The organism is Streptomyces sp. NBC_01520 (assembly GCF_045040375.1).
Classification (GTDB): Bacteria; Actinomycetota; Actinomycetes; order Streptomycetales; family Streptomycetaceae; genus Streptomyces.
In genome coordinates, this window is the sequence record NZ_CP109404.1 from 5,862,642 (window position 1) to 5,875,508 (window position 12,867).

The following is a 12,867-nucleotide window of genomic DNA, read 5'->3' on the forward strand; positions in this document are numbered from 1 at the left end:
GCCACCTGGCCCTACGACCATCGTCAAGAGATCAGTTGGGCGGGTTGTGGGTCTGTTCCGGAGCGGGCGCGGTGTTGGATGTGCTGGTCCAGCTGGCGAGTATGCCGAGTGCTTCGGCGGAGGCTGAGGCGGGTTCGGGGGAGTAGCTGGCGAGGCTCTGCTCGGGGTCGTCCTCGGCGGCGAGGACGACGTAGTCGAGGGTGAGGTCGCCGACGAGCGGGTGGTGCAGGTGCTTGGTTCCTGTGGTGTGCGCCTGGACGTCGTGGTCGGTCCAGAGGGCATCACACCACATGAAGTCACACCGGACGCGGTCGCTGCTCCGAGGAACCATCGGGTGCTGCACCGCGCTGATGGCCGCCGGACTGTCCGCCGGGTCTGCCCACGCCGACGAGACGCACACCAATTCGCACAACGCGCCCCGGGTGGGTCTCATCCAGACCGGGCAGATCGATGATCCCCTGGAGGATGTGCTGGAGCACGCGGCGATCCTGGGCACCACGTACGTCTTCGACCGAGTCACATCCCGGGGAGACCACCCACGATTCGCCCGGCCGTGGGCGGCCTCGGATTCCGACGAGGTCGCCCGACCGGCGGAGCGGTTCCGCCGCACGGTGGTGGGGCCGACGCGGATCGGGTAGATACGGACGAGTGGTACCGATCGGCACGCGTACGGCCAGACCCCTACCCCGACTCGCGGCGAGGTGAGCTCCTCATGTCCGCCCCATCCGACACCCCTCAGGCTCCCAAGGTCACCGAGCGTGAAGCACGGCAGGTGGCCGAGGCCGCCCGCGAACAGGACTGGCGCAAGCCGAGCTTCGCGAAGGAACTCTTCCTCGGACGCTTCCGGCTCGACCTGATCCACCCGCACCCCGCGCCACCCGCCGACGACGTACGGCGAGGCGAGGCCTACCTCGCCCGGCTGCGCGAATTCTGCGAGACCCGCATCGACGGGGCGCTCATCGAGCGCGAGGCCAGGATTCCCGACGAGGTCGTCAACGGCCTCAAGGAACTCGGTGCCCTCGGCATGAAGATCGAGACCAAGTACGGAGGCCTGGGGCTGACCCAGGTCTACTACAACAAGGCGCTGGCCCTGGTCGGTTCGGCCAGCCCCTCGCTCGGCGCGCTGCTCTCCGCCCACCAGTCCATCGGCGTACCGCAGCCGCTGAAGATGTTCGGCACCCAGGAGCAGAAGGACGCCTTCCTGCCCCGTCTGGCCCGCACGGACATCTCTGCCTTCCTCCTCACCGAACCCGATGTCGGCTCCGACCCGGCCAGGCTCGCGACCTCGGCCGTCCCCGAGGGCGACGACTACGTCCTGGACGGGGTGAAGCTCTGGACGACCAACGGCGTCGTCGCCGACCTGCTCGTCGTCATGGCCCGCGTCCCGCGGTCCGAGGGCCACAAGGGCGGCATCACGGCCTTCGTCGTCGAGGCGGACTCCCCGGGCATCACCGTGGAGCACCGCAACGCCTTCATGGGGCTGCGGGGCATCGAGAACGGGGTGACCCGCTTCCACAGGGTCCGGGTGCCGGCCGGCAACCGGATCGGACCCGAGGGCGCAGGTCTCAAGATCGCCCTCACCACGCTCAACACCGGCCGCCTCTCGCTGCCCGCCATGTGTGTCGGCGTCGGGAAGTGGTCCCTGAAGATCGCCCGCGAATGGTCGGCGGTCCGCGAGCAGTGGGGCAGGGCGGTCGCCCGCCACGAGGCGGTCGGCGCGAAGATCTCCTTCATCGCCGCCACCACCTTCGCCCTGGAGGCCGTCGTCGACCTCTCCTCGCAGATGGCCGACGAGAACCGCAACGACATCCGCATCGAGGCCGCCCTGGCCAAGCTGTACGGCTCCGAGATGGGCTGGCTCATCTCCGACGAGCTGGTCCAGATCCGCGGCGGACGAGGCTTCGAGACCGCCGCCTCGCTCGCCGCCCGCGGTGAACGCGCCGTCCCCGCCGAGCAGATGCTCCGCGACATGCGGATCAACCGGATCTTCGAGGGCTCCACGGAGATCATGCACCTGCTGATCGCCCGCGAGGCCGTCGACGCCCACCTCAAGGTGGCCGGGGACATCATCGACCCCGACAAGCCGTTCTCCGACAAGGCGAGGGCGGGCGCCAACGCTGCCGGGTTCTACGCACGCTGGCTCCCCAAGCTGGTCGGCGGACCCGGCCAGCTCCCCGGCGCGTACGCCGAGTTCCGCATCCAGGGCCACCCCGACCTCTCCACCCACCTCCGGTTCGTCGAACGTTCAGCCCGCAAGCTGGCCCGCTCGACCTTCTACGCGATGTCCCGCTGGCAGGGCCGCATGGAGACCAAGCAGGGCTTCCTCGGCCGGATCGTCGACATCGGCGCCGAACTCTTCGCGATGAGCGCCGCCTGCGTCCGCGCCGAACACCTGCGGGTCAACGACGACCACGGCCGCGAGGCGTACCAGCTCGCCGATGTGTTCTGCCGGCAGTCCCGCATCCGGGTGGAGGAGCTCTTCAACCGGCTCTGGTCCAACACCGACGACATCGACCGGCGGGTGGTCGACGGAGTCCTCTCCGGTACGTACACCTGGCTGGAGGACGGCGTCATCGACCCCAGCGGCGACGGCCCCTGGATCGCCGACGCCACCCCCGGCCCGGCCACCGGGGAGAACGTCCACCGCCCCATCCGCTGAACCGGCATCCCCGCGGGGCGCGTCCACTGCCCGGATTCGCCCCGCGGGTGCGCCCGCCGCACGGCAAGATGTGTGCCCGTGACCATAACCAACATCCCCGGCTCCAAGTCCGTCACCGCCCGCGCCCTGTTCCTGGCCGCCGCCGCGAACGGCACCACCACCCTCCTGAGGCCCCTGCACTCGGACGACACCGAGGGATTCACCGAAGGGCTGACCCGCCTCGGATACGAGGTGACGCGCGAGCCGGACCGCTGGCACATCGAGGGCCGCCCCTCCGGTCCCGCCGTCACCGACGCCGAGGTCCACTGCCGCGACGGGGCCACCACCGCACGCTTCCTGCCGACGCTCGTGGCCGCCGCGGCCACCGGCTCGTACCGCTTCGACGCCTCCGCGCAGATGCGCCGGCGCCCCCTCGCCCCGCTCACCGAGGCCCTGCGGACCCTCGGCGTCGACCTGCGCCACGAGGGCGCGGAGGGCCACCACCCGCTGCGGATCGAGGCGTCCGGCGTCAAGGGCGGCGAACTGACCCTGGACGCGGGGGAGTCGTCCCAGTACCTCACCGCCCTGCTCATGCTCGGACCGCTCACCGCCGAAGGGCTCCGGATCGACGTCACGGAGCTCGTGTCGGCCCCGTACATCGAGATCACCCTTTCGATGATGCGCAGTTTCGGTGTCGAGGTCGTCCGGGAGGGGAACACCTTCACCGTCCCTCCGGGCGGCTACCGCGCCACCACGTACGCCGTCGAGCCCGACGCGTCCACCGCGAGCTACTTCTTCGCCGCGGCGGCCCTCACCGGCCGCGAGGTCACCGTCCCCGGCCTCGGCACGGACGCGCTCCAGGGCGACCTGCGCTTCACCGACGTCCTTCGCCGCATGGGCGCCGAGGTGCGCACCACGGCCGACGCGACGACGGTCCGGTCCACCGGATCCCTCCGCGGCCTCACCGTCAACATGCGTGACATCTCCGACACGATGCCCACCCTCGCCGCGATCGCCCCGTACGCCACCTCACCCGTACGCATCGAGGACGTGGCCAACACCCGGGTCAAGGAGTGCGACCGGCTGGAGGCCTGCGCGTCGAACCTGCGGCGGATGGGCATCACCGTGCACACCGGGCACGACTGGATCGAGATCCACCCCGGCACGCCCCGCCCCGTCGAGATCGCCACCCACGGCGACCACCGCATCGTGATGTCGTTCGCGGTCGCCGGACTGCGCGCACCAGGAATGAGCTACGACGACCCCGGCTGCGTACGCAAGACGTTCCCCGGATTCCACGAGGCGTTCGCGGAGTTCTCCGGCTGACGGGAAAACGCCGTGCGACCGGACGGCGGCGGCACCTACCCTGCGCCCATGATGCCCCGGAACGATGTCCTGGCCATCCTGTCCGTGCTCCGACGGGCCGGAGCCGACGTGGTGATCGCCGGAGGCTGGGGCATCGACGCCCTGCTCGGCGAGGAGACCCGCGAGCACCGGGACCTCGACCTCCTGCACGTCCGGGAGCAGGAGCCCGCCCTCGACCGGGCAGGCCGGGAGTGCGCCGGAGGCCTGACCGAGGAGCGGGCCGTCGCGCGGGCCACGTACGAGAAGGCCGAACCCACCGCACTGCCCGCCTTCGCGGACGAGGCCGACGAGGCGAAGGCGTACCGCTTCACCGTCCTCGACGTGAAGGGGAAGCTCAGGCTGTACGAGTACCTCACCGTCGTGCGCTCCGGTTCGACCACGCTCGCCTTCCGCGCCGAGATCCTGGGCACGAAGGACATCGGCGGGGTCCCGCAGGACGTCATGGCCGCCCAGTGGAGGAAATTCCGTGCGACACGGGCCTGAGCCACGCGCCGACGGGGACGCACTGTCGGAGCGCACAGCCGATGCGGCAACAATGGGGGGCATGAGCGACAGCCCCGTACCCCTCGCCGATCCGCATCTCGTATTCGACGCCGCGGACGGACGCCGGGACCTTGTGATCCTCGGCTCCACCGGGTCCATCGGCACCCAGGCCATCGACCTGGTGCTGCGCAACCCCGACCGCTTCCGTGTCACGGCGCTGTCCGCCGCGGGCGGCCGGGTCGAGCTCCTCGCAGAGCAGGCGCGTCAGCTGCGGGTGCGTACGGTCGCGGTCGCCGCCGAGGACAAGGTGCCCGCGCTGCGCGAGGCCCTGAGCGCGCGGTACGGCACCGCGGAGCCGCTGCCCGAGATCCTGGCCGGGCCCGACGCCGCCACGGAACTCGCCGCGAGCGACTGCCACACCGTGCTCAACGGGATCACCGGTTCGATCGGCCTGGCCCCCACGCTCGCCGCGCTGGAGGCGGGCCGCACGCTCGCCCTCGCCAACAAGGAGTCGCTGATCGTCGGCGGACCGCTGGTGAAGGCACTCGCGGCCCCCGGCCAGATCATCCCGGTCGACTCCGAGCACGCCGCGCTCTTCCAGGCCCTCGCCGCCGGAAAGCGCGCCGACGTGCGCAAGCTCGTCGTGACCGCGTCCGGCGGGCCGTTCCGCGGCCGGACCCGGAGCGAGCTGGCCGACGTCACCCGCGAGCAGGCCCTGGCGCACCCGACCTGGGCCATGGGCCCGGTCATCACCGTCAACTCGGCGACCCTGGTCAACAAGGGACTGGAGGTCATCGAGGCGCATCTTCTCTACGACATTCCGTTCGACCGGATCGAGGTCGTCGTCCACCCCCAGTCGTACGTTCACTCGATGGTGGAGTTCACCGACGGTTCCACCCTCGCCCAGGCCACCCCGCCCGACATGCGCGGCCCGATCGCCATCGGGCTCGGCTGGCCCGAGCGCGTCCCCGACGCGGCCCCCGCCTTCGACTGGACGAAGGCCTCCAGCTGGGAGTTCTTCCCGCTGGACACCGAGGCGTTCCCGTCCGTCGGGCTCGCCCGGCACGTGGGCACGCTCGGCGGCACGGCACCCGCGGTGTTCAACGCCGCGAACGAGGAGTGCGTGGACGCGTTCCTGGCGGGACGGCTGCCCTTCAACGGAATCATGGATACGGTCACAGCTGTGGTGGCCGAACACGGCACCCCCGCCACGGGAACTTCACTGAGGGTCGCGGACGTCCTCGAAGCGGAGACCTGGGCCCGGTCCCGGGCCAGGAAACTCTCGGCGGAAGCGACAGCGGAGGCGCGCGCATGAGTATGACGACGATTCTGATGACGACCCTGGGGATCGCCATCTTCGCCGTGGGCCTGCTGTTCTCGATCGCGTGGCACGAGCTGGGCCACCTCTCGACCGCCAAGCTCTTCGGCATCCGGGTGCCGCAGTACATGGTCGGCTTCGGCCCGACGGTCTGGTCGCGCAAGAAGGGCGACACCGAGTACGGCATCAAGGCCATCCCCGCGGGCGGCTACATCCGGATGATCGGCATGTTCCCGCCGGGAGCCGACGGACGGCTCGAGGCGCGCTCCACCTCCCCCTGGCGAGGCATGATCGAGGACGCCAGGTCCGCAGCCTTCGAGGAGCTCCAGCCGGGCGACGAGAGCAGACTCTTCTACACGCGCAAGCCGTGGAAGCGCGTGATCGTGATGTTCGCCGGACCGTTCATGAACCTGGTCCTGGCCGTCGCGATCTTCATGGGCGTGGCCATGACCTTCGGCTTCCAGACCCAGACCACCGAGGTCGCCGGCGTCCAGCAGTGCGTGATCGCGCAGAGCGAGAACCGCGACACCTGCAAGGCCTCCGACCCGGTCTCGCCCGCCAAGGCGGCCGGACTGCAGGAGGGCGACAAGATCGTCGCCTTCGACGGCCGGAAGATCGACGACTGGGCGACCCTCTCGGACCGGATCCGGCAGACCGTCGGCCCGGCCACCATCACCGTGGAGCGCGACGGCAGGGAACAGACCCTGAACGCCGTGCTGAGGAAGAACGCCGTCGCGAAGAAGGACGCCGACGGCCAGGTCGTCCCCGACCAATACATCACCGCCGGCTACCTCGGCTTCGCCGCCGACACGGAGATCCTGCCGCTCTCCTTCGGCGACTCGGTCGTCCGCATGGGCGACATGATCGAGAACGGCGTCGATTCGATCATCGCGCTGCCGTCCAAGATCCCCGACCTGTGGAATGCCGCCTTCAGCGACGGCGAGCGCGCCGACGACTCCCCGGTCGGTGTGGTCGGCGCGGCCAGGATCGGCGGCGAGGTGATGAACCTCGACATCCCCGCGCAGAACCAGATCGCGATGATGCTGTTCCTGCTGGCCGGCTTCAACCTCTCGCTGTTCCTCTTCAACATGCTGCCCCTGCTGCCGCTGGACGGCGGGCACATCGCCGGCGCGCTCTGGGAATCCCTGCGCCGCAACATCGCCCGGGTGTTCAAGCGCCCCGACCCCGGACCGTTCGACGTGGCCAAGCTGATGCCGGTCGCCTATGTCGTCGCCGGGATCTTCATCTGCTTCACGCTGCTGGTGCTGGTCGCCGACATCGTGAACCCCGTCAAGATCACCTGATACCTCTCGTGTCCCACGGGTGGCGGCCGGACATACAGATGCTGTCCGGCCACTCACCGCCGGGGTGACTTGCCGACGGGGTGCGCCCGGTATACGTCCGGTGCCGTAACCTCGAAGCCTGGAGCCCGCCGTTCTCGGGACCTCGATCCACACCTTGGGGATGCACAGCGCATGACTGCGATTTCTCTCGGAATGCCGGCCGTTCCGACCAAGCTCGCCGAACGACGGGTCAGCCGTCAGATCCAGGTCGGGTCGGTGGCGGTCGGCGGGGACGCACCGGTCTCGGTGCAGTCGATGACGACGACACGTACGTCGGACATCGGCGCGACGCTGCAGCAGATCGCGGAGCTGACGGCGTCCGGCTGTCAGATCGTGCGGGTGGCGTGCCCGACCCAGGACGACGCGGACGCGCTGTCGACGATCGCCCGCAAGTCGCAGATCCCGGTGATCGCGGACATCCATTTCCAGCCGAAGTACGTGTTCGCCGCGATCGACGCGGGGTGCGCGGCGGTCCGGGTGAACCCGGGCAACATCAAGCAGTTCGACGACAAGGTCAAGGAGATCGCGAAGGCGGCCGGTGACGCGGGGACGCCGATCCGCATCGGCGTGAACGCCGGCTCCCTGGACGCGCGACTGCTGAAGAAGTACGGCAAGGCGACGCCGGAGGCCCTGGTGGAGTCGGCGCTGTGGGAGGCGTCGCTGTTCGAGGAGCACGGCTTCCGGGACATCAAGATCTCGGTGAAGCACAACGACCCGGTCGTGATGGTGAACGCCTACCGTCAGCTGGCCGCGCAGTCCGACTACCCGCTGCACCTGGGTGTGACGGAGGCCGGCCCCGCGTTCCAGGGGACGATCAAGTCCGCCGTGGCGTTCGGCGCGCTGCTCTCCGAGGGGATCGGGGACACGATCCGCGTCTCGCTGTCGGCCCCTCCGGCGGAGGAGGTCAAGGTCGGTCTGCAGATCCTCGAGGCGCTGAACCTGAAGCAGCGGCGTCTGGAGATCGTGTCGTGCCCGTCGTGCGGGCGCGCGCAGGTGGACGTGTACAAGCTGGCCGACCAGGTCAGTGCGGGACTGGAGGGCATGGAGGTCCCGCTGCGGGTCGCCGTGATGGGCTGCGTCGTGAACGGCCCCGGCGAGGCCCGTGAGGCGGACCTGGGCGTCGCGTCCGGCAACGGCAAGGGCCAGATCTTCGTGAAGGGCGAGGTCATCAAGACCGTCCCGGAGTCGAAGATCGTGGAGACCCTCATCGAGGAAGCCATGAAGATCGCCGAGCAGATGGAGAAGGACGGCATCGCCTCCGGCGAGCCCCAGGTCTCCATCGCGGGCTGACCCCACCCGACACCGTGCCCCGCAGGGCCCGCCCTGCGGGGCACAGCCGTGTCCGCGGCCGGCCGCCCACCCGCATCCCGTGCGGGCGGCGCCTCTCAGCCTTGTTGGGTACAGTGCGGAAATCAGCAGACCATATGGTGAGGCCCCCCAGTGTTGACGCAGACCACCACCCGGGTCCTCGACCCGAGCGAGCTCCCCGCCGCGCTCGCGATCCTCGAGAGCGAACCCGTGGACAACGCGTTCGTGATGTCCCGCGTCCAGGTCGCGGGCCTTGATCCCTGGCGTCTCGGCGGCGAGATGTGGGGCTGGTACGCCGACGGCCGACTGCGCTCGCTCTGCTACTCCGGCGCCAATCTCGTACCCATCTGCGCCACCCCCGATGCCGTCCGGGCCTTCGCCGACCGTGCCCGGCGGGCCGGACGCCGCTGCTCGTCCATCGTCGGCCCCGCCGGTCCCACCGCCCAGCTGTGGCGGCTCCTCGAACCGAGCTGGGGGCCCGCCCGCGAGGTCCGGCCCAACCAGCCGCTCATGGTCACCGAGAGCCCTTCCGCCGAGGTCGCGCCCGACCCCCTCGTCCGCCGCATCCGCAAGGACGAGGTGGAGGTGCTCATGCCGGCGTGCGTGGCCATGTTCACCGAGGAGGTCGGCATCTCCCCGCTCGCCGGTGACGGCGGGCTCCTCTACCAGGCGAGGGTCGCCGAGCTGATCGGCACCGGCCGCTCCTTCGCCCGGATCGAGGACGGCAAGGTCGTCTTCAAGGCGGAGATCGGCGCGGCCACCCCCCGGGCCTGCCAGATCCAGGGCGTCTGGGTCGCCCCCGAATTCCGCGGCCGTGGCCTCTCCGAGACGGGAATGGCAGCCGTCCTGCGCTACGCGCTGGCCGATGTGGCACCGGTCGTCAGCCTGTACGTCAACGACTACAACACCGCCGCACGCAGGGCCTACAGCCGCGTCGGCTTCCGCGAGACCGGTGCGTTCATGAGCGTGCTGTTCTGACCGGGCGGCCCGGCCAGTAGGGTTCCGGCATGGCAGCAGCAACCCCCGCATCCCCCCGGGGCTCCGGGGCCCCCGACATCGTGGTCGGACCGCTCGACCTCGTCGCGCACGTCGACGAGGCCCTGGCGGTGCAGGCCGTCGCCTTCGGCCTCTCCCAGGACGAGATCGACGTACGCCGCCATATCGTGCTCCGGCACCTCGACCACCCGCAGGCCCGCGCACTCGGTGCCACGACCCCTGACGGGCGGCTCGTCGGATTCGTCTACGGCCTGCCGAACAACCGCGCCCACTGGTGGTCCACCGTCGTCGAGCCGTACCTGCGCGCCACCGGTTCCGAGCGGTGGCTCGACGACTCGTTCGTGATCACCGAACTCCACGTCCACCCGGAGTTCCAGCAGCGCGGCATCGGCCGCAGCCTGATCACCACCATCACGGACGCCGTCGGACAGCCCCGCTCGATCCTCTCCGCCATCGACACGGAGAGCCCCGCCCGGGGTCTCTACCGCGCCCTCGGCTACCAGGACCTGGCCCGGCAGGTGCTCTTCCCCAGCGCTCCCATGCCCTACGCGGTGATGGGCGCGCCCCTTCCGCTGCGCCGCCCCTGAACGAATCGATTTCCGCCCGCGCGGGGCACACGGCTAACCTCGGGCCCACCACCCTTCCGAGCAGGAGTTCATCATGGCCCAGGTCCAGCGCATGTCCCGATTGATGATCAAGACACTGCGCGACGACCCGGCGGACGCCGAGACGCTCAACCACAAGCTCCTCGTCCGGGCCGGATACGTACGTCGCACCGCAGCCGGTATCTGGACCTGGCTCCCGCTCGGCAAGAAGGTCCTGGAGAACATCACCCGCGTCGTCCGCGAGGAGATGGACGCCATCGGCGGCCAGGAGGTCCTGCTGCCCGCACTGCTCCCCAAGGAGCCGTACGAGGCGAGCGGCCGGTACGACGAGTACGGCGACCTGCTGTTCCGGCTCAAGGACCGCAAGGGCTCCGAATACCTCCTCGGCCCGACCCACGAGGAGATCTTCACCCAGGTCGTCAAGGACATGTGCTCGTCCTACAAGGACCTGCCCGTGATCCTCTACCAGATCCAGACCAAGTACCGCGACGAGGCCCGCCCCCGCGCCGGAGTGCTGCGCGGCCGTGAGTTCCAGATGAAGGACTCGTACTCCTTCGACACCACCGACGAGGGGCTCGTCGAGGCGTACCAGGCGCACCGCGCCGCCTACATCCGGATCTTCGAGCGCCTCGGCCTCGACCACCGCATCGTCTCCGCCGTCTCCGGTGCCATGGGCGGCTCGGCGTCCGAGGAGTTCCTGGCGCCCGCCCCGGCCGGCGAGGACACCTTCGTCGACTGCCCGAACTGCGACTACGCCGCCAACACGGAGGCCGTGACCTTCAAGGCCGCCCCCGCCGACGGTTCCGTGGTGGGCCCCGTCGAGGAGCTGGACACCCCCGACACCCCGACCATCGAGACGCTGGCCGCCCACCTCGGCGTCCTGGCCTCCGAAACCCTGAAGAACCTCCTGGTCAAGGTCGACGGCGAGATCGTGGCCGTGGGCGTGCCCGGTGACCGCGAGGTCGACCTCGGCAAGCTCGGCGAGCACCTCGCCCCCGCCGTCGTCGAGCTCGTCACCGCCGAGGACTTCGTGGGCCGCCCCGACCTGGTGCGCGGCTACGTCGGCCCGCAGGGCCTGGAGAAGGTCCGCTACATCGCGGACCCCCGCATCGCCCCCGGCACCGCCTGGATCACGGGTGCCAACAAGGAGGGCAAGCACGCGAAGAACGTCGTCGCGGGCCGTGACTTCGAGGTCGACGACCAGCTCGACGTGGTCGTCGTCCAGCCGGGCGACCCCTGCCCCAACTGCGGGACCGGCCTGCGGGTGGACCGCGCCATCGAGATCGGCCACATCTTCCAGCTCGGCCGCAAGTACGCCGACATCTTCTCCCTCGACGTCCTCGGCCAGCAGGGCAAGCCCGTCCGCGTCACGATGGGCTCGTACGGCATCGGTGTCTCCCGTGCGGTGGCCGCCCTCGCCGAGCAGACCGCCGACGACAAGGGCCTGTGCTGGCCCCGTGAGATCGGGCCCGCCGACGTCCACGTCGTCGCCGCGGGCAAGGCGCTCCAGACCGAACTGGCCCTCGACGTCTCCGAGAAGCTCGGATCCGCGGGCGTCCGTGTCCTGGTCGACGACCGCCCGGGCATCTCGCCCGGCGTGAAGTTCACCGACTCCGAGCTCATCGGCGTCCCGCAGATCCTCGTCGCCGGCCGCCGTTCGGCCGAGGGCGTCCTGGAACTGAAGGACCGGCGTACGGGCGAGCGCGAGGAGCTCACCGTCGACGAGGCGATCGCCCGCCTGACCGCGCGGAGCTGACCCGCACCCGGCGGAAACGCAAAGGGGCCCCCACAGCCGTGGGGGCCCCTTTGCGCGTCGTGCCGCACACACCACGCGTCGTGCCGCAGCCGCCGCGTCCCGTGCCACGGCCTCCCGGCGGCCGTGCTACAGCCAGCCGGCGAACTCCAGTGCCAGCTCCCCGTCCTGTCTGCGGCCCACGGACAGCGCACGCGTGCCGGACTCCACGGCCCGGAACAGCGTCCAGCCCCGCAGGCGTGACTGGTCCACCTCCAGCGCGTCCGCCAGCTTCTTGACCCGGCGCCGTGCCGTCGCCGCGCCGCCCGGCGAAGCGATCAGATCCTCGACCCGGTCGCGCACCAGCCTGGCCAGGTCGTAGGCGCGCTCACCCACCAGCGGCTCCGGACCGACCGCCAGCCACGGAGCACGCTCGCCCGAGAGCACCTTGCTCTGCCGGAAGTTGCCGTGCAGCAGCAGGAGTTCGGGGGAGTGCGCGACCAACTCCTCACGGGCCTCCAGCGCCGAGGACACCAGTGGTCCGAGCTCCGGGTCCGCCGCCGCGGCCTCCCGCATCGGCTCCGTCCGCCGGGCGGTCCGCTCGGCGACCGTCTCGAAGGAGTGACCGGCCGGCGGCTCGACCCACAGCCGCCGCAGTGTGCCCGAGGCCTCCAGCAGGGCCTTCGCCTCGGGGAGGGAACGCAGGGACACCTCGTGGTGCAGCCGCTCCAGCAGCAGCGAGCCGCCGGTGGGCGCGGGGGCCAGCAGCTCCACCGCACCCCAGCCGTTCCAGTGGGCGAGCGCCGCCCGCTCCGGGGCGGGCGCGGCGGCGGGCGGGGCGATCTTCAGGACGGCCGCCGTGCCGTCCGGCCGGGTCACCAGCAGGACGAGGCTGCTGCGTCCGCCCGGGGCGACCACCCGGTCGAGGGTGACCCCCTCGGCGGACAGCGCCTCGCCGGTGAGTGCGGGGAGCCGCCCGAGCCAGTCGGCCGCGGCGGCGTCCCCGCACGTCTCGCCGAGCGCTCGCACCAGACGCTGCGGCGGTTCGAAACCCATACGTGCCTTGTTCCCTTTCCGAT

At 70.7% G+C, this 12,867-nt stretch carries 12 protein-coding genes; 10 read left to right on the forward strand and 2 right to left on the reverse strand.

Annotated features, from left to right (window positions below):
• Positions 1 to 31: 31 nt before the first annotated feature.
• Positions 32 to 292 carry a hypothetical protein gene (locus tag OG524_RS26785; RefSeq protein WP_405811800.1) on the reverse strand — a complete coding sequence of 87 codons (261 nt, stop codon included), beginning with the start codon at positions 290 to 292 and terminating at the stop codon, positions 32 to 34.
• On the opposite strand from OG524_RS26785, the gene OG524_RS26790 reads away from it, so the two are divergent.
• The 10 genes from OG524_RS26790 to OG524_RS26835 all read left to right on the forward strand — a co-directional run bounded on the left by OG524_RS26790 (position 291) and on the right by OG524_RS26835 (position 11,812).
• Positions 291 to 638: a hypothetical protein gene (locus OG524_RS26790; protein ID WP_405388312.1), complete on the forward strand. Its 348-nt coding sequence runs from the start codon at positions 291 to 293 to the stop codon at positions 636 to 638. The genes OG524_RS26785 and OG524_RS26790 overlap by 2 nt on opposite strands.
• A 74-nt stretch (positions 639 to 712) precedes the next feature.
• On the forward strand, positions 713 to 2,659 hold the full coding sequence (locus OG524_RS26795) for an acyl-CoA dehydrogenase family protein (protein WP_405388310.1): 1,947 nt from the start codon (positions 713 to 715) through the stop codon (positions 2,657 to 2,659).
• 78 nt (positions 2,660 to 2,737) lie between these two features.
• Entirely contained in the window at positions 2,738 to 3,964 is a 1,227-nt protein-coding gene (gene aroA, locus OG524_RS26800) for a 3-phosphoshikimate 1-carboxyvinyltransferase (protein ID WP_405388309.1), read from the forward strand.
• Between the two features lie 48 nt (positions 3,965 to 4,012).
• On the forward strand, positions 4,013 to 4,486 hold the full coding sequence (locus OG524_RS26805) for a nucleotidyltransferase domain-containing protein (protein WP_405811801.1): 474 nt from the start codon (positions 4,013 to 4,015) through the stop codon (positions 4,484 to 4,486).
• A gap of 61 nt (positions 4,487 to 4,547) precedes the next feature.
• Positions 4,548 to 5,801, forward strand: a complete 1,254-nt coding sequence (dxr, locus tag OG524_RS26810; RefSeq protein WP_405811802.1) for a 1-deoxy-D-xylulose-5-phosphate reductoisomerase — start codon at positions 4,548 to 4,550, stop codon at positions 5,799 to 5,801.
• Positions 5,798 to 7,108, forward strand: coding sequence for a M50 family metallopeptidase (locus tag OG524_RS26815; protein ID WP_405388306.1), 1,311 nt, complete (start codon positions 5,798 to 5,800; stop codon positions 7,106 to 7,108). The genes dxr and OG524_RS26815 overlap by 4 nt, the downstream gene beginning before the upstream one ends.
• 171 nt (positions 7,109 to 7,279) lie before the next feature.
• Positions 7,280 to 8,437, forward strand: a complete 1,158-nt coding sequence (ispG, locus tag OG524_RS26820) for a flavodoxin-dependent (E)-4-hydroxy-3-methylbut-2-enyl-diphosphate synthase (protein WP_405388305.1) — start codon at positions 7,280 to 7,282, stop codon at positions 8,435 to 8,437.
• Between the two features lie 150 nt (positions 8,438 to 8,587).
• Positions 8,588 to 9,433 (forward strand): GNAT family N-acetyltransferase, encoded by an 846-nt coding sequence (locus tag OG524_RS26825; protein ID WP_405388304.1) that lies wholly within the window; start codon positions 8,588 to 8,590, stop codon positions 9,431 to 9,433.
• A 29-nt stretch (positions 9,434 to 9,462) separates the two neighbouring features.
• Positions 9,463 to 10,038, forward strand: coding sequence for a GNAT family N-acetyltransferase (locus OG524_RS26830; RefSeq protein ID WP_405388303.1), 576 nt, complete (start codon positions 9,463 to 9,465; stop codon positions 10,036 to 10,038).
• A 73-nt stretch (positions 10,039 to 10,111) separates the two neighbouring features.
• Positions 10,112 to 11,812, forward strand: coding sequence for a proline--tRNA ligase (locus tag OG524_RS26835; RefSeq protein ID WP_405811803.1), 1,701 nt, complete (start codon positions 10,112 to 10,114; stop codon positions 11,810 to 11,812).
• Between the two features lie 126 nt (positions 11,813 to 11,938).
• Here the strand turns inward: OG524_RS26835 and OG524_RS26840 are convergent, their stop codons facing one another.
• Positions 11,939 to 12,844 (reverse strand): aminoglycoside phosphotransferase family protein, encoded by a 906-nt coding sequence (locus OG524_RS26840; RefSeq protein ID WP_405388301.1) that lies wholly within the window; start codon positions 12,842 to 12,844, stop codon positions 11,939 to 11,941.
• Positions 12,845 to 12,867 lie beyond the last annotated feature (23 nt).

Excerpts from the sequence above, each read along its gene's own strand:
- OG524_RS26815 (WP_405388306.1), top strand. The coding sequence starts at position 5,798 with ATGAGTATGACGACGATTCTGATGACGACCCTGGGGATCGCCATCTTC.
- dxr (WP_405811802.1), top strand. The coding sequence starts at position 4,548 with ATGAGCGACAGCCCCGTACCCCTCGCCGATCCGCATCTCGTATTCGAC.
- OG524_RS26785 (WP_405811800.1), bottom strand. The coding sequence starts at position 292 with ATGTGGTGTGATGCCCTCTGGACCGACCACGACGTCCAGGCGCACACC.
- OG524_RS26830 (WP_405388303.1), top strand. The coding sequence starts at position 9,463 with ATGGCAGCAGCAACCCCCGCATCCCCCCGGGGCTCCGGGGCCCCCGAC.
- OG524_RS26795 (WP_405388310.1), top strand. The coding sequence starts at position 713 with ATGTCCGCCCCATCCGACACCCCTCAGGCTCCCAAGGTCACCGAGCGT.
- OG524_RS26835 (WP_405811803.1), top strand. The coding sequence starts at position 10,112 with ATGGCCCAGGTCCAGCGCATGTCCCGATTGATGATCAAGACACTGCGC.
- OG524_RS26790 (WP_405388312.1), top strand. The coding sequence starts at position 291 with ATGAAGTCACACCGGACGCGGTCGCTGCTCCGAGGAACCATCGGGTGC.
- OG524_RS26840 (WP_405388301.1), bottom strand. The coding sequence starts at position 12,844 with ATGGGTTTCGAACCGCCGCAGCGTCTGGTGCGAGCGCTCGGCGAGACG.
- ispG (WP_405388305.1), top strand. The coding sequence starts at position 7,280 with ATGACTGCGATTTCTCTCGGAATGCCGGCCGTTCCGACCAAGCTCGCC.
- OG524_RS26805 (WP_405811801.1), top strand. The coding sequence starts at position 4,013 with ATGATGCCCCGGAACGATGTCCTGGCCATCCTGTCCGTGCTCCGACGG.